At 62.2% G+C, this 16,073-nt stretch carries 12 protein-coding genes; all 12 read right to left on the reverse strand.

What is annotated here, in order from left to right:
* Positions 1–67: 67 nt before the first annotated feature.
* Positions 68–1,057, reverse strand: coding sequence for a sulfate/molybdate ABC transporter ATP-binding protein (locus tag ACF8K2_RS05730; RefSeq protein ID WP_186555871.1), 990 nt, complete (start codon positions 1,055–1,057; stop codon positions 68–70).
* Between the two features lie 3 nt (positions 1,058–1,060).
* Complete coding sequence (gene cysW / locus ACF8K2_RS05735; protein WP_186555870.1) at positions 1,061–1,933, reverse strand: sulfate ABC transporter permease subunit CysW; 873 nt, start codon at positions 1,931–1,933, stop codon at positions 1,061–1,063.
* A 14-nt stretch (positions 1,934–1,947) separates the two neighbouring features.
* Positions 1,948–2,766 carry a sulfate ABC transporter permease subunit CysT gene (cysT, locus tag ACF8K2_RS05740; protein WP_186555869.1) on the reverse strand — a complete coding sequence of 273 codons (819 nt, stop codon included), beginning with the start codon at positions 2,764–2,766 and terminating at the stop codon, positions 1,948–1,950.
* 96 nt (positions 2,767–2,862) lie between these two features.
* Positions 2,863–3,870 (reverse strand): sulfate ABC transporter substrate-binding protein, encoded by a 1,008-nt coding sequence (locus ACF8K2_RS05745; RefSeq protein WP_186555868.1) that lies wholly within the window; start codon positions 3,868–3,870, stop codon positions 2,863–2,865.
* A gap of 47 nt (positions 3,871–3,917) precedes the next feature.
* Positions 3,918–4,100: a sulfur starvation response protein OscA gene (gene oscA, locus ACF8K2_RS05750; RefSeq protein ID WP_016489716.1), complete on the reverse strand. Its 183-nt coding sequence runs from the start codon at positions 4,098–4,100 to the stop codon at positions 3,918–3,920.
* A 221-nt stretch (positions 4,101–4,321) separates the two neighbouring features.
* On the reverse strand, positions 4,322–7,384 hold the full coding sequence (locus ACF8K2_RS05755) for an efflux RND transporter permease subunit (RefSeq protein WP_186555867.1): 3,063 nt from the start codon (positions 7,382–7,384) through the stop codon (positions 4,322–4,324).
* Positions 7,381–8,448 (reverse strand): efflux RND transporter periplasmic adaptor subunit, encoded by a 1,068-nt coding sequence (locus tag ACF8K2_RS05760; protein WP_186555866.1) that lies wholly within the window; start codon positions 8,446–8,448, stop codon positions 7,381–7,383. Before ACF8K2_RS05760 ends, ACF8K2_RS05755 begins: the two co-directional genes overlap by 4 nt.
* Positions 8,445–9,533: an efflux RND transporter periplasmic adaptor subunit gene (locus ACF8K2_RS05765; RefSeq protein ID WP_392463853.1), complete on the reverse strand. Its 1,089-nt coding sequence runs from the start codon at positions 9,531–9,533 to the stop codon at positions 8,445–8,447. The genes ACF8K2_RS05760 and ACF8K2_RS05765 overlap by 4 nt, the downstream gene beginning before the upstream one ends.
* Positions 9,534–9,700: 167 nt before the next feature.
* Complete coding sequence (locus ACF8K2_RS05770) at positions 9,701–10,975, reverse strand: HDOD domain-containing protein (RefSeq protein ID WP_392463854.1); 1,275 nt, start codon at positions 10,973–10,975, stop codon at positions 9,701–9,703.
* A 143-nt stretch (positions 10,976–11,118) separates the two neighbouring features.
* Complete coding sequence (gabT, locus tag ACF8K2_RS05775) at positions 11,119–12,399, reverse strand: 4-aminobutyrate--2-oxoglutarate transaminase (protein ID WP_186552904.1); 1,281 nt, start codon at positions 12,397–12,399, stop codon at positions 11,119–11,121.
* A gap of 191 nt (positions 12,400–12,590) precedes the next feature.
* Positions 12,591–14,033, reverse strand: a complete 1,443-nt coding sequence (gene gabD, locus ACF8K2_RS05780; protein ID WP_392463855.1) for an NADP-dependent succinate-semialdehyde dehydrogenase — start codon at positions 14,031–14,033, stop codon at positions 12,591–12,593.
* 363 nt (positions 14,034–14,396) lie between these two features.
* A complete protein-coding gene (locus ACF8K2_RS05785; RefSeq protein ID WP_392463856.1) occupies positions 14,397–16,073 on the reverse strand; it encodes an aryl-sulfate sulfotransferase in 1,677 nt (558 codons plus the stop codon).

Genomic DNA, 16,073 nt, shown 5'->3' on the forward strand with positions numbered 1-16,073 from the left:
CCGCTCCCACGAAGTAGTGGCCCAAAAAAACCGGGCGTTCGCCCGGTTTTTCAACTCACTCAGATGCTCAAATATCCGCCACCTTCTGCCAGACCTTGGGCCGGAAGAACAACGTCTCCCCGCGCGCCAGTCCGGTCAGGCTGTCGTGATCCTTGACCACCTCGGCCTCGATCAGCTCGCTCTGCCCAGCCACTTTCAAGGTCACCCGAGTGGTCGCGCCCAACGGCCGAATATCACGCACCTCAGCCGCATGATGGCCCTCGGTCTCATGCCGCGACAGCGACACCTCGTGCGGACGGAACAGCACGTGGTTACCCTCGCTCAACGCCAGACGGTTCGAATCACCGAGGAAGTGATAGACAAAATCGTTGGCCGGCTGCTCATACACCTCACCCGGCGAGCCAATCTGCTCGATCACGCCCTTGTTCATCACCACGATGCGATCGGCCACTTCCATCGCCTCTTCCTGGTCGTGGGTCACGAACACCGAGGTCAGGTTGATGTCCTCGTGCAGCCGCGCCAACCAGCGACGCAGCTCCTTACGCACCTTGGCATCCAGCGCGCCGAACGGCTCGTCGAGCAGCAGCACCTTGGGCTCGACCGCCAGGGCGCGAGCCAGGGCAATACGCTGGCGCTGGCCGCCGGACAGTTGCTCGGGGTAGCGGTCGGCCAACCAGTCGAGCTGGACCATGTTCAGCAGCTCATGGACTTTCTCGGCGATCTTGCTCTCGCTCGGCCGCTCGCCCTTGGGCTTCATGCGCAGGCCGAACGCGACGTTGTCGAACACGCTCATGTGGCGGAACAAGGCGTAGTGCTGGAACACGAAACCGACGTTGCGATCACGCACGTCATGCCCAGAAACGTCCTCGCCATGGAACACGATGCTGCCATCATCCGGCGTCTCCAGGCCGGCGATGATCCGCAGCAGGGTGGTCTTGCCGCAGCCGGAGGGGCCGAGCAACGCCACCAGCTCACCGCTGTGGATATCCAGGTTGATGTTGTCCAGAGCCTGGAAGCTGTTGAAGCGCTTGCTGACGTTACGAACTTCGATCGACATGAATTATTCCTCCGCTGCGCTTTGGCGCAGGCGGTTAATACGGTTCTCGCTCCACTGCTTGAGCAGCAGGATGAAGAGCGCCAGGATCAGCAGCAGGCTGGCCACGCTGAAAGCTGCGACGTGGTTGTATTCGTTGTAGAGGATCTCGACGTGCAGCGGCAAGGTGTTGGTCACCCCGCGAATGTGCCCGGAAACCACCGACACCGCACCGAACTCGCCCATCGCTCGCGCAGTACACAGCACCACGCCATAGATCAGGCCCCATTTGATGTTCGGCAAGGTCACGTGCCAGAACATCTGCCAGCCATTGGCGCCGAGCAGGCGCGCGGCCTCCTCTTCCTGGGTGCCCTGCTCCTGCATCAGCGGGATCAGCTCACGGGCCACGAACGGCACGGTGACGAAGATGGTCGCCAGGACGATCCCCGGCAGGGCAAAGACGATCTGGATATCGTGATCCTGCAGCCACGGCCCGAACAGGCCCTGGGCGCCGAACATCAGCACGTAGACCAGGCCGGCGATCACCGGCGAGACCGAGAACGGCAGGTCGATCAGCGTCACCAGGATGCTCTTGCCGCGGAAGTTGTACTTGCTCACGCACCATGCGGCGCTGACGCCGAATACCAGGTTCAGCGGCACCGAGATGACCACCGCCAACAAGGTGAGCTTGAGGGCCGACAAGGCATCGGGCTCGAAGATCGCTTCGAAGAACGTGCCAAAGCCATTCTTCAGTGCCTGCGACACGACGATGACCAGCGGCAACAGCAGGAACAACGCAAACACCAACCAGCCAAGGCCGATCAGCACACGCCGCGAAGTGGCACTGCCACGGCGGGCGGCGTTGGCGGCGGCCGCCGCGCCAATAGTTGAACTAGACATGAGCCGGGCCTCCTTCAAGGGGTTTCGATGCGCCGCTGCAACAAGTTGATCAGCAGCAGCAGGATGAAGGAAACCACCAGCATCAACACGCCGATGGCAGTGGCGCCGGTGTAGTCGTATTGGTCGAGCTTGACCATGATCAGCAGCGGCAGGATCTCGGTCTTCATCGGCATGTTGCCGGCGATGAAGATCACCGAACCATACTCACCCACACCGCGGGCGAAGGCCAGGGCGAAGCCGGTCAACCAGGCCGGCAGCAGTGCCGGCGCAAGGATGTAGCGAAACACCTGCAAGGGTTTCGCGCCCAGGCAGGCAGCGGCTTCTTCGACCTCGCGCGGGATGTCCGCCAACACCGGCTGCACGGTCCGCACCACGAACGGCAGGGTGACGAAGGTCAAGGCCAGGGTGATACCCAGCGGGGTATAGGCGATCTTGAAGCCCAGGTCGGTGGCGAACTGACCGACCCAGCCAGCCGGTGCGTACAGCGCGGTCAGCGCAATACCGGCCACGGCCGTGGGCAAGGCGAACGGGAGGTCGATCATCGCATCGATGATCTTGCGCCCAGGAAAGGTGTAGCGCACCAGCACCCAGGCCAGCAGGGTACCGATCACGCCATTGATGATGGCGGCGAACAGGGCGGTGCCGAAACTCAGCTTGAGCGCGGCGATGACCCGCGGCGCACTGATGATGTTCCAGAACTGCTCCCAGGTCAGCTGCGAGGCATGAATGAACATGGCCGCCAGCGGTATCAGCACGATCAGGCTGAGGTACACCAAGGTGTAGCCCAGCGTCAGCCCGAAGCCGGGTATGACGGGGGAAATACGACGTGACATAAAGGTCCCTGGTTGAACGCACGAAGCCCGGGACGAGTCCCGGGCCAGTACAGGCTACTGAAGGGTGTTGCTCCCGAGAGGCACTGTAAGGGTGACTTACTGCGCCTGATAGATCTGGTCGAACACGCCACCATCGTTGAAGAACTTAGGTTGTGCAGTCTTCCAACCACCGAAGTCCTTGTCGATGGTTACCAGATCGAGTTTGGGGAATTGCTTGCCAAATTCGGCGGCGACTTTCTCGTCACGTGGACGGTAGAAGTTTTCTGCGGCGATCTTCTGCCCAGCTGGGCTGTACAGGTGCTTGAGGTATTCCTCGGCGATCTTCTCGTTACCCTTTTTCTGCGCGTTCTTGTCGACCACCGCCACTGGCGGCTCGGCGAGAATCGACAGCGAAGGCACGACGATTTCGAACTTGTCGCTGCCGCCATCTTCCTTGAGCGCCAGGAACGCTTCGTTTTCCCAGGCCAGCAGGACATCGCCCTGGCCGTTGTTGACGAAGGTGATGGTCGAGCCACGCGCGCCGGTATCGAGCACCGGTACGTGCTTGAACAGCTCTTGCACGTAGGCCTTGGCTTTGTCTTCGCTACCACCGGTTTTCAGGCCATAGGCCCAGGCGGCGAGGAAGTTCCAACGCGCACCGCCGGAGGTTTTCGGGTTCGGGGTGATCACCGAGACGTCTTTCTTGATCAGGTCACCCCAATCCTTGATGCCTTTCGGGTTGCCCTTGCGCACCAGGAACACGATGGTCGAGGTGTAAGGGGTGCTGGCGTCCGGCAGGCGGCTCTGCCAGTTCTCTGGCAGGGTCTTGCCGAGCTTGGCGATTTCGTCGATGTCGCCGGCCAGGGCCAGGGTCACAACGTCGGCGCGCAGGCCGTCGATCACTGCCCGGCCTTGTTTGCCCGAGCCACCGTGGGATTGCTGGATCTTCACCTTGTCGTCCGGGTGAGCCTGTTGCCAGTGCTTGATGAACTCGGCGTTGTACTGTTGGTACAGCTCACGGGTCGGGTCGTAGGACACGTTCAGCAGTTCGTAGTCCTTGGCGATTGCGGAACCGGCAAAAACGGCACTGGCCAGGGCGGCAAGCGCATAACGGCGGATGGACATGGTGAAGCTCCCGATTGGCATCTTTCTAATTAGTAGGTGAGGCGGTATCAGCCGGACTTGTTGCCGGGCTGTTGCAGGCGGAACTTCTCCTTGCGCTCGATCTGTACGACCTGAGCGTTATGCACGGTAATCTCCACCGCACCGAAACGCAGATCGCGCAAGGCGCTCTGAATCTCACGCAGAATGGTGGCTTCGTCCTGACCGTCGATGCTACGCAGAGATGCACTCATGCTCGTTCTCCTGTGAGTGAAGTGCCGGGCAGAGGTTTGAAGGGGATTTGCGCCTGGCTTGAGGCTCATAGTAGTGAGGCGCGGATATTCTTAAAAATACTGTTTAAGAATGTTTATATAACCAATCTGAAGATGGGTGATTGCGTGGGAGCGGGCTTGCCCCGCGATAGCTTGGGTGAGACTACCGTCGCTATCGCGGGGCCAGCCCGCTCCCACGAGACCTAGGGGTTCTCAGGGGTGCTCTGCGGCTCACGGATCTTGTACCAGGCCACATACAGCGCCGGCAGGAATAACAGCGTCAGCAGCGTTGCACTGATGATGCCGCCGATCATGGCGTAGGCCATAGGCCCCCAGAACACTTCCCGGGCAATCGGGATCATGCCCAGGCTGGCGGCTGCCGCCGTGAGCAAAATCGGCCGCCTACGGTGGTTGGTCGCCTCCATCACCGCATCCCATGGCGAGTAACCCTGAGCCTCGAACTCATCGATCTGGGTCACCAGGATCACCGAGTTACGAATGATGATCCCAGCCAGCGCCAAGATCCCCAGAATCGCCACGAAGCCCATGGGCGTCCCTGTCGGCACCAGCGCCAGCACCACGCCGATCAAGCCCAGCGGCGCCACACTGACCACCAGGAACAGCTTCTGCACGCTGTGCAGCTGGATCATCAGGAAAGTCGCCATCAAGAACAGCATCAACGGAATGACCTTGGCGATCGGCCCTTGCGCCTTGCCGCTCTCCTCTACCGTACCGCCGGTGGCCACCTCATAACCGGGCGGCAGCTGGCTGGCGAACTCGTCGATCTTCGGCTTGAGCTGGGCCACCAGGTCGGTGGGCTGGATCTCGCCGCTGACCGACGCCTTGATGGTGATGGTCGGCTTGCGATCACGCCGCCATACCAACGGCTGCTCCAGCTCATAGCGCACGGTGGCGAACGATAGCAACGGGATGGAAGTGCCGTTGGGGGTGAGGATCTGCAGGTTCTGCAAGGTATCCGGCGAGCCGCGCTCGCTGTCCTCGGCGCGGGCTATCACATCGACCAGGTAGATGTTGTCGTTGACCTGGGTGACCGGCACCCCGCTGACGATGCTGTTCATCACGTTGGCCACGTCCTCGGACGACAGGCCCAATTGACGCGCCTTGTCCTGGGCGATCTCGACCCGCAGCACCTTACCCGGCTCGTTCCAGTCGTAGATCATCTCGCCAATATGCGGGTTGGCATCGAGCAAGGTGGCCAGTTCGATCGCGTGCTTGCGCACCTGGTCGATGTCCTTGCCACTGACCCGATACTGGATCGGCCGCCCTACCGGTGGGCCCATTTCCAGCGACTGGACGTTGGTGCCGATCCCAACGAAGTCTTCACGCAGGATCTTCTGCAGACGTTCGATCAGGCCCTGGCGCTCTTCCAGTCCTTTGCTGACGATCACCAGCTGGGCGTAGTACGGGTTCTGCAGTTGCTGATCGAGCGGCAGGTAGAAGCGGATCGCACCCTGGCCGATGTAGGTGCTCCAGCGCACCAGGTCCGGGTCGTCCTTGATCTTCGCTTCCAGGCGATCGACCACCTTGCGCGTCTCTTCGATCGAGGCGTTTTGCGGCAAGTTCAGGTCAACCAGAATTTCCGGTCGGTCCGATGCCGGAAAGAACTGGTTCTGCACGAAGCGCATGCTGAAGATCGCCAGGGCGAACAGCAGCACCGTGCCGATGATGGTCAGCCAACGGTGACGCATGCACCACAGCAACCCACCCTCGAATGCCCGCCCAACCCGACCCGGCTCGGCGTCATGCGCCTTGAGCTTGTCGCTCTTGAGAATATGCACGCCCAGCACTGGGGCGAAGAACACCGCCACTACCCAGGAGACGATCAGCGCCACCGCGATCACCGCAAACAGGGTGTAGGTGTATTCGCCCGCAGAGCTGGCGTTGAGGCCGATGGGCACGAAGCCCGCCACCGTCACCAGGGTGCCGGTGAGCATTGGGAAAGCCGTCGAGGTGTAGGCGAAGGTTGCCGCCTGCTCCTTGCTCTCACCCATCTCCAAGCGTGTGACCATCACCTCCACGGTGATCATCGCATCGTCCACCAGCAGGCCCAGGGCGATGATCAGCGCGCCCAACGAGATGCGCTGCATGGTAATGCCGCTGTACTCCATGAACACGAAGACCATGGCCAGCACCAGCGGGATCGAGCAGGCCACCACCAGCCCGGCGCGCACGCCAAGGCTGACGAAACTGACTGCCAGCACGATCACTACCGCTTCGAACAGGGCGCTGGTGAAGCCACCGACCGCTTCCTCGACCACCACCGACTGGTCGGACACCGTATGCACACCGACCCCAACCGGCAATTGAGTGACGATGCGGTCCATCTTCTCCTTGAGCGCCTCGCCAAACACCTGGATGTTGCCGCCGGCCTTCATGCCGATGGCCAGGCCGATGGCGGTCTGGCCGTTGTAGCGGAACATCGGCGCAGGCGGATCGGTGTAGCCGCGCTCGATATTGGCGATATCCGCCAGGCGGAAGAAGCGATCGTTGATCCGCAGGTTGACGGTTTCCAGGTCTTTTTCCGAGGCGAACTGGCCGGTGGTGCGCACCGAAATACGCTCGGGCCCCGCCTCGATCACCCCAGCCGGGGTCACCGCGTTCTGCGATTGCAGGGCCTGCATGACCTGACGCTGGTCAATGCCCAGCGAGGCCAGCTTGCGGGTCGAGAAATTCAGGTAAAGCACTTCGTCCTGGGTGCCGACCAGTTCGATCTTGCCGATATTGGGCACTTCGCGCACTTCGGCGCGCGCCTGCTCGACATAGTCGCGTAGCTGTCGCAGGGTCAGGCCGTCGGCGGTAAAGGCGTAGATCGAACCGAACACATCGCCGAATTCATCGTTGAAACCCGGCCCCTGGATGCCTTGGGGAAACTGCCCGCGAATATCATCGATCTTCTTGCGCACCTGGTACCAGATCTGCGGGATGTCCGCCGCCTTGGTGGTGTCGCGCAGGTAGACATAGACCGTCGACTCGCCTGGTCGGGTATAGCTTTTCACATAATCGAGCGAATCGAGCTCCTCCAGCTTCTTCTCGATGCGGTCGGTGACCTGGTAGAGCGTCTCGTCCTGGGTCGCGCCGGGCCAGCGGGTCTGGATCACCATGGTCTTGATGGTGAACGACGGGTCTTCCTCACGGCCGAGATTGAAGTAGGAAAAAATCCCCATCAGCAGGCCAACGAACATCAGGTACCAGACGAAGGATTGGTGCTTGAGCGCCCATTCCGAGAGGTTGAAGCTTCCTTTCATCGTTCTTCCTCATCGAAGGTGACCTGCTGGCCGGGCTTGAGGGTATTGACCCCGGCCGTGACCACGCGCTCGCCAGGCTGCACCCCGGAAGCGAGGATGATGCTGTTGGCGGTGCGTGCGATCAGGGTGACGTCACGGGTGCTGACGGTCTTTTGTTGTGGGTCGACCACCCACACCTGCGTCTTGCCATCGCGCTCGAGCAGCGCAGTGCGCGGCAGCTCGCTACGCGGGGTCACCGCCGTGGTCAGGGTGACACTGATCGCCGTGCCCAGATGGAATGCAGCGGGGGTGTCAGCCAGGGTCAGGCGGGCACGGCGCGTGCGGGTGGTGGCGTCGGCCTGCGGCTCCAGCTCGCGAAGGGTGGCAGTGGTGTGGATGCTCGGATCGAGCTGCGAGGCAACGGTGAAGGTGAGGTCTTTGTTCAACTGCTCGGCGAGTTGGATGGGCAGGTCGATGACTGCCTCCTTGACGTCAGGCCGGGCCAGGGTGACCACTTCTTGACCTGCGCTGACGGTTTGCCCGGCCTCGGCTTTCCAGGCGGTGACCACGGCGGCATGGTCGCTGCGCAGCGTGCTGTAATCGAGTTGATCGCGGGCTTGGCTTACCGCCGAGCGCGCTTGTTCCAACGACGCGCCGGTGGTTTTCAGGTCGGTCTGGGCAATGTCCAGCTGAGCCTGGGCGCCGACACCGCGATCGTACAACTGCTGCTGGCGGCGGGCGTTGGCCTGGGCGTTGATCCACTGCGCCTCGACCCTGGCCAGATCGCCCTCGGCGGCGCGCAACTGGTTTTGCTGATCGGTCGGGTCGAGGGTCGCCAGGGTATCGCCAGGGTTGACCCGCGCGCCCACGTCCAGCCAGCGCCGAGCAATGCGTCCGGAAACACGAAAGCCCAGGGTGCTCTCGAAGCGCGCCTGGATGCTGCCAGCAAAGCGCCCCAGCTGCGATTGCACCTGCGGCTCTACCAACATCGACAGCACCGGGCGGATCGGCTCGGGTTTTTCTTCATCGCTGCCACAAGCGCTGAGCAACAGGCCGGCAGACAGGATCAGCAGTAAGCGCTTCATGGCGCGGCCCCTCCGTCCTTGGCACTGACCTTCTCTACCTGCATGCCTGGGTGCAATAACTGGCCGCCACTGACGACCACGGTCTCACCGCCCTTGACCCCGTCGGCGACGACGATCTTGCCGGTGAGGTAACGGCCCACCTGGACTTTGCGCAGCTCGACCTTGTCGCCCTCGCCCACCACCCAAACGGCGGGCTCCTTGAGCCCCTTGGTCAGTGCCGACCAGGGCAACTCGATACTCGGCCGGCCCTGGCTGCGCCCGGTGGCGGTGACGGGCGATCCCAGTTGCATCCCAGCCGGCACATTGCGCAGGGCCACCTTGACCTGCACCGTGCCGCTTTCGGCAGACACCGTTGGCGTGATCTCACGCACCCGGCCCTCGGCCTGAATCTTGGGATCATCCAACAGGCTGACGATCACCCCCTCATCGCTTGGCGGGGCAATCAACAGCGACTCATAGACGTTGAATACCGCATCGCGGTCGCCATCCACCGCCAGGCTGAAAATCGGCATGGTCGCCTGCACCACCTGGCCGACCTCGGCCTGCCGCGCCGTGATCACGCCATCGGCTTCAGAAACCAGCGCGGTGTAGCTCAGTTGTTCCTGGGCATTGGCCAGCTGCGCCTGGGCCGCCTTGAGCGCGCTCTGGCTGCTGCGCAGGGCGGCTTGGGCGGAGTCGTATTCACTCTGGCTGGTGTAGCCCTTGGGTAGCAGTTTCTGCTGGCGAACGAACGCCGCGCTGGTCTGGGTGACCCGCGCCTGTTCGGCGAATACCTCGGCCTTGGCCGATTCGACGTTGTTCTGCAGGTCTTTCGGATCGAGCCGAGCGAGCACCTGGTTGGCCTTGACGTGATCGCCCACATCGACGCTGCGCGAGATGATCTTGCCACCCACGCGGAATGACAGGTCGGTCTGCACACGCGCTTGTACGTCACCGGTCAGGGTGACTTTGGCGGCGAAATCAGTGGGTTGGACTTGCAGTACACCTACCCTGGGCAGTTCCGGACTGGAGACTTCCTTCTCGCACCCCGACAGCATGAACAGCAACCCCAGGCAAACGACCGACAGTAGACGCCTCAACGTCATGCAGGCTCCTTGCTTGCGCGCAAATGGTTCGAGGGATGCGACTGTTAGCGTAGATCAGGGTTCCGAAAAGGACACTGATGGGGATCAGTTAGGGGTATTTGCCGTCCGCTCTGGCTTGTTCACGGCGATCTGGTATCTACGCAGGATCCAAGGGCGGGCCGCTACGCTCAAGGCGAGTCGGCTTCAGGGGCGGCACTTTCATCGACCTGCGACGGCTGCGGCTTGGCCGGCTCATGCTCGACCTTGCGCAGCCGATTCAAATCCGCCAGCCCCAGCTTCAAGAGCCGCGCCGTCTTGTTGCTGGCCACCTTCTCCAACCCCTGCTCCGCCGGCAGCCGCGCCAACTGTCCAGCCAGGTTCATCGCCAGGATCTCGCGCGAATACACCCCGCCGCCCAAGGCATACACCGCAGCGATCAGTTCGCGCAGTGTCAGCGGCAAACGCCAGCGGGTACGCAGGGCCGAGCCAAAGGGAGCACCAAACTCGTTGAGGGCCAGTTGCACCTGATCCTCATCCAGCTCTCCACCGGCCAAACGCCATTCTTGCAGGCAGCGCAGCACTGCCAGGTCACCCAGGCAATGCAGCAGCCCTGCGCAATAGCAGCGCGCTTCGTCCACTTCCAACTGGCGTGCCAGGGTGCGGCCGTACTCGGCGGTGTGCAGCGACAGGTTCCAGTAATGCGTCGCATGCTTGGCCAGCAAAGGATCACTCAGTCGCGCACTGCGCTTGAGGGTCAGGCCAAGGATAAGGTTCATGCTCTGCGTGCTGCCCAGCTTGTTCAGCGCCTGCAGCAGGGTCTGCACCGGCGCCTCGCGGTGCATCGCGGCGCTGTTGGCGGCGGCGATCAGCACGCCGGTGATCTGTGGATCGTTGCGCACCTCTGCCTCCAGCACCTTGAGGTCGAGCCCCTGGGGGTTGAGCGCACGCTTGATCGCGACTTCGACGTCGGCCAGCAGCGGGCCGCCGTCGGCGCTAGCGCGACGTTGCTCAAGAAACGCAGGCAGCTTGGCGCCGGGGTGCAAGGGCGGCACCGGGCAGGCGATCTCTTCACCACCGGCAATCAGCAGAACTTCCAGGCGTTTGCGCAGCTTGTCCAGGTTGAGCGGCTTGCTCAGGTATTCGGTGGGGTGAAACGGCAACGCTTCGCGCACGCTGGCGCTGTCGCTGCGGTTGCTCAGGAGAATGAACGGCATGCCCGGGTTGTCGCCTTTTGCGCGCACCTTGCGTAATAAGTCCAAGCCATCGAAGTCGCTGAGTTCACGCGTGGCGATGATCAGGTCAGGCTTGCTCGACAGTGCGCTGAGCGCTTGTGAGCCGTCGGCGCAGATCTGTAGGCGGGCGTCACAGCGGACGCTGAGCAGGGTTTCGCGCAGCATGTCGCGCACCCAGGGATCGCCTTCGGCAATCAATACGCAAGGCGGGGTGGGGTCTGCAGCGCTCATTGGTCAACTCCTGAGTAATCCTGACGCGCAATCCGTTGCAGCTTCCAAGGCAAGTCCATCGGCTAACCATAGCGCCCCAGGCAGACAATAGGCATAAAAAAAACCCGCCTAGGCGGGTTTTTTTCTGACGCGTGTCACAGATTTCACGCCAGCTCAGCGAAGCACTCTTCGATGATCGCCAGGCCTTTGTCCAGCAGCGCGTCTTCGGCAGTCAGCGGCACCAGGATGCGCAGGACGTTGCCGTAGGTGCCGCAGGACAGCAGGATCAGACCCTTGTCACGTGCCTTGGCAACCACTTGGTTGACGGCAGCGGCGTTCGGCGCGTGCGAGTCTTTGCCTTCAAACACTTCAACAGCGATCATCGAGCCCAGGGCGCGAACGTCACCGATGATTGGGTGCTTGGCCTGGATTTGCTTGAGGCCAGCGACCAGACGCTCGCCAACAGCCTTGCTGCGATCGAGCAGTTTCTCTTCTTCGAACACTTCGATCACGGCCAGGGCCGCGGCGCAAGCGATCGGCGAGCCGGCGTAGGTGCCGCCCAGGCCGCCTGGCGCGATGGCGTCCATGTACTCGGCCTTGCCGCATACACCGGCCAGCGGGAAGCCACCAGCGATGGATTTGGCGAAGGTGGTCAGGTCAGGCGCGACGCCCATCTGTTCCATGGCGAAGAAGGTGCCAGTACGGCCTGCGCCGGTCTGTACTTCGTCGGCGATCAGCAGGATGCCGTGCTGGTCGCACAGGGCGCGCAGGCGCTGCATGAACGGCTTGGTTACCGGAATGAAACCACCTTCGCCCTGAACTGGCTCGATGATGATCGCGGCGATGTCGCGTGGCTCAGCGTCGTTCTTGAAGATGCGCTCGATCGAAGCGATCGAGTCGTCGATGCTTACGCCGTGCAGCTCGTTCGGGAACAGCGCGCGGAAGATGCCGCCTGGCATCAGGCCCATGCCAGCCGAGTAAGGAACGACTTTACCGGTCAGACCCAGGGTCATCATGGTACGGCCGTGGTAACCGCCGGTGAAGGCGATCACGCCAGCGCGGCCGGTAGCGGCACGGGCGATCTTGACGGCGTTTTCCACAGCTTCGGAGCCGGTGGTAACCAGCAGGGTCTTCTTGTCGAAGTCGCCTGGGACCAGCTTGTTGATCTTCTCGCACAGCTCAACATAGGGCTCGTACGCCAGAACCTGGAAGCAAGTGTGGCTGACTTTGGTCAGCTGCTCTTGCACCGCTGCAACCACTTTCGGGTGCAGGTGGCCAGTGTTGAGTACGGCGATGCCGCCAGCGAAGTCGATCAGTTCGCGGCCTTCAACGTCGATCACCGTCGCATTCTTCGCGGTATCGACGAAGATCGGGTGAATCTGGCCAACGCCACGTGGGACGGCGGCGACACGGCGTTGCATCAAGGATTCGTTGGTCTTGCTCATAATGCCCTCATTCGCGCCGACTCTGACGGCGCTTTTATTCGGGGGTGGCTGGGTCTGTGCACGATCAGTATTCGTTGATCGACTGGCGTGAACGCCCGGGCCACCAGATGCTGCGATGTAAAAAAGACCAGCGAGACGTCGCTCTCGCGCCCCGCTGGCAGAGGTAAAAACCTTGCTACTTAATCAGTTGCTCAGACGCTGATGCACAGGTACTTGATCTCGAGGTAGTCCTCGATACCGTACTTGGAACCTTCGCGGCCCAGGCCCGAGGCCTTGATGCCACCGAATGGCGCAACTTCGTTGGAAATCAGACCGGTGTTGATACCGACCATGCCGTATTCCAGCGCTTCGGCAACACGGAACACACGGCTCATGTCGCGGGCATAGAAGTACGAGGCCAGGCCGAACTCGGTGTCGTTGGACATGGCGATGACTTCAGCCTCGTCCTTGAAGCGGAACAGCGGCGCCAGCGGGCCGAAGGTCTCTTCTTTGGCGACTGCGGCGCTCTTCGGAACGTCGACCAGAATGGTCGGCTCGAAGAAGTTGCCTTCGATCAGCTTGCCACCGGACAGCACCTTGGCGCCTTTGGAAACGGCGTCTTCGATGTGTTCCTGAACCTTGGCAACGGCTTTGCCGTCGATCAGCGGGCCGGTGGTGGTGCCATCTTCCAGGCCGTTACCGATCTTCAGCTTGCCAACAGCAGCCTTGAGCTTCTCGGCGAACGCGTCGTACACGCCGTCCTGCACGTAGATACGGTTGGCGCAGACGCAGGTCTGGCCGTTGTTGCGGTACTTGGAGATGATCGCGCCTTCGACAGCCTTGTCCAGATCGGCGTCGTCGAACACGATGAACGGGGCGTTGCCACCCAGCTCCAAGGAAACCTTCTTGATGTCCTTGGCGCATTCTTCCATCAGCTGGCGACCGATTTCGGTCGAGCCGGTGAAGGACAGCTTGCGTACCAGGGAGTTGCCGGTCAGCTCGCCGCCGACTTCACCCGCGCTGCCGGTGACGACGCTGAGCACGCCAGCCGGGATGCCGGCGCGGGTAGCCAGCTCGACCAGGGCCAGAGCGGAGTACGGGGTTTGCGACGCAGGCTTGAGCACCATGGTGCAGCCAGCGGCCAGGGCCGGGCCGGCTTTGCGGGTGATCATCGCGGCCGGGAAGTTCCACGGGGTGATCGCGGCGGTAACACCGATTGGCTGCTTGATGACGATCAGGCGCTTGTCGGGCTGGTGGCCTGGGATGGTGTCGCCGTACACGCGCTTGGCTTCTTCGGCGAACCACTCGATGAACGATGCGGCATAGGCGATTTCGCCCTTGGCTTCGGCCAGAGGCTTGCCTTGCTCGCTGGTCATCAGGCGAGCCAGGTCGTCCTGGTTCTCGATCATCAGCTCGAACCAGCGACGCAGCTTGTTCGAACGCTCTTTGGCGGTCAGTGCACGCCAGGCCGGCAGGGCCTTGTCGGCGGCTTCGATGGCGCGGCGAGTTTCGGCGGCGCCCATCTTCGGCACGGTGCCGATGACTTCACCGGTGGCCGGGTTGGTCACCTTGATGGTCTGGCCGTTGTCCGCATCCAGCCATTCACCGTTGATGAAGGCTTGCTGGCGGAACAACTGAGCGTCTTTGAGCTGCATGTCGGCTTCCCTTGAGCACCGTGCGCGCACGGGGCGAATTATTGATTGTTGAATAAGCGCCCCCATCAAGGGAGCTGCCGTCAGGAATTCAGGCACCGGGTTGAGCCAAGTGTTCAACCTGCGGGCGTCGAGCGTTTGAAATCTCAAACGAATCCTAAGGGTCTGTTGGGTCTTGGACAATAGGCTGTTCGAAAAAAAGAACGAGTGGTTGAACACCTCGTCTGAATTCCACAGGTTAGCTGGGCTGCAAAGTCCAATCGCGCCACGGCGTGGGAGCGGGCTTGCCCCGCGATGGGCAGGAACAAGATAGAACACAGAACAGAGGCAGAGGTTGGGAGAGCCGGACGGCCCTCCCGGCACGCATCAGAACGCTTTATCCAGATCGATCACCAGGGCGCGATAACCGACACTGCCCGGCTGCCGGCTGAGCACCTTGAGCTCCACCAACACGTCCTGGCTGCCCCGGCGCACTTCATTGAGGGTAGTGCTGGTCAGCTTCTCCTTGGTCAGGAAGCCCACCGAAGCGGAATAGATGAACTGGGTATCGGTCTCCGGCCGATAAGCCACCACCGAGGTCACCGGGCTGTACCACTCATCGCCACGCTCCTTGCCATACTCCCAGACCTGCTCGACCGTGCCCTTGGCCTCATCGATGCGGTATTCAACGGCGCGGCTGTAATTGCCGCTGAGTTTGGTCGGCTCGAAGTTGCGTCCCCAGCCGTTGTCGAACACGGTCAGCGTGCCTTTGCCGGTAAGCCAGGCGGTGTGCTGGGTCCACGACCAGTCGAAGCCTTCGCTGGCCACAGGCGTCAGTACCTTGTCCTTGAGCCGCTCGGGCCAACCCTGAGGCGAGGCGAGGATCCACTTCACCTGTTTGTCTCGGCCAATTTTCACCACGCCTTGATGACGGGCTGAAACGATGATGCTGTCGTCTTCTGCGTCGTAATCGATGGCATTGACGTGCGCCCAGTTGCGTCCGGTGCCCACGCCCGGGGTATCGCCGAACGGCAAGTCACCTTCGGCAAGTTCGTTGGCCAGGGTGCTGTCCTGCTTGGCCACGCCGTCCGGCAACTGGATCGCCGCCTTGCCGAGCGTCTCGAGCAACTCGCCACGGTACGGATCGAGGATCTGATTGAGGTCCCAGAAGTCCAGCACGTCACCCGCCTCGTTGACCTCGATGATATGGTCGCGGATCGAACGCACCCGCTTGCCATCCGGGCGGCGGTAATCGCTGGTGCCGACGCGCAGCAGGTAGGTGCCGTTGACCGTTTCGCGGATCTCGTGGGAGAAGTCGGCGAATTTGTCCGGCAACGTGCGCTGCCACACCTGGCGGCCGAGCAGGTCGTACTTGGAATAGGTCTGGCCTTGGCCCCAGATCAGCTTGCCGTCGCGGGTCTGCTGGAAGCCCATGGTCCCGCCCAGGCCGTCGCGGCGGTTGGAGTCGTGGATCTGCTCGATGTCCAGGTACCAGCGCACGTCGCCATTGCTGTCGGCGATCCAGTTGTTGCCGACCTGGTCCCATTCGGCAGCGCCGCCCAGGGCGTTCCACTTAAGCGCGCGGCCACCCGGAATATCGCCGAGCAGGTGGTTGAACAGGTACAGGCGTTTCTCGAAGCCCGGCGCGACCTTGACCGGCACCACCTGCGGCAGCGCCGCTGTCTGTTTTGCCACCACTGGCAAGCGCACGGCCGGGGCATAGATTTCGTACTGTTCGCGAACTCGCTCGCCATCGAGCTTGTAGCTGACTTCGACCTGGTTGACGTGATCCGGGTACAAGCCAAACACCGGGATGCCGCCATAGGTCCACAGCGAGCGGTCGGATACGTCGTAGACGATATCCACCCCGCGCTCGCCCCGCCCGCGCACGCGTACATGGGCAGCGCTGATGGCCCGACCACCATCGCGGATGATCGCGGTCAGTGGCGCCAGGCGATAGGGGTTGACCACTACATCGCCGAGCAGCGCCTCGTCATGGTCGGGCACCTTGGCGGTGAGGCAAGCGCCTTCGGGCAAGGCGGGGGTGTCGGTCTTGGCATTCAT

It is taken from the genome of Pseudomonas sp. xss_2, from assembly GCF_043104195.1.
GTDB classification, from domain to species: Bacteria; Pseudomonadota; Gammaproteobacteria; order Pseudomonadales; family Pseudomonadaceae; genus Aquipseudomonas; species Aquipseudomonas urmiensis.

Coding starts and splice junctions, on each gene's coding strand:
- ACF8K2_RS05730 (WP_186555871.1), bottom strand. CDS start 1,057: ATGTCGATCGAAGTTCGTAACGTCAGCAAGCGCTTCAACAGCTTCCAG.
- cysW (WP_186555870.1), bottom strand. CDS start 1,933: ATGTCTAGTTCAACTATTGGCGCGGCGGCCGCCGCCAACGCCGCCCGC.
- cysT (WP_186555869.1), bottom strand. CDS start 2,766: ATGTCACGTCGTATTTCCCCCGTCATACCCGGCTTCGGGCTGACGCTG.
- ACF8K2_RS05745 (WP_186555868.1), bottom strand. CDS start 3,870: ATGTCCATCCGCCGTTATGCGCTTGCCGCCCTGGCCAGTGCCGTTTTT.
- oscA (WP_016489716.1), bottom strand. CDS start 4,100: ATGAGTGCATCTCTGCGTAGCATCGACGGTCAGGACGAAGCCACCATT.
- ACF8K2_RS05755 (WP_186555867.1), bottom strand. CDS start 7,384: ATGAAAGGAAGCTTCAACCTCTCGGAATGGGCGCTCAAGCACCAATCC.
- ACF8K2_RS05760 (WP_186555866.1), bottom strand. CDS start 8,448: ATGAAGCGCTTACTGCTGATCCTGTCTGCCGGCCTGTTGCTCAGCGCT.
- ACF8K2_RS05765 (WP_392463853.1), bottom strand. CDS start 9,533: ATGACGTTGAGGCGTCTACTGTCGGTCGTTTGCCTGGGGTTGCTGTTC.
- ACF8K2_RS05770 (WP_392463854.1), bottom strand. CDS start 10,975: ATGAGCGCTGCAGACCCCACCCCGCCTTGCGTATTGATTGCCGAAGGC.
- gabT (WP_186552904.1), bottom strand. CDS start 12,399: ATGAGCAAGACCAACGAATCCTTGATGCAACGCCGTGTCGCCGCCGTC.
- gabD (WP_392463855.1), bottom strand. CDS start 14,033: ATGCAGCTCAAAGACGCTCAGTTGTTCCGCCAGCAAGCCTTCATCAAC.
- ACF8K2_RS05785 (WP_392463856.1), bottom strand. CDS start 16,073: ATGAATGCCAAGACCGACACCCCCGCCTTGCCCGAAGGCGCTTGCCTC.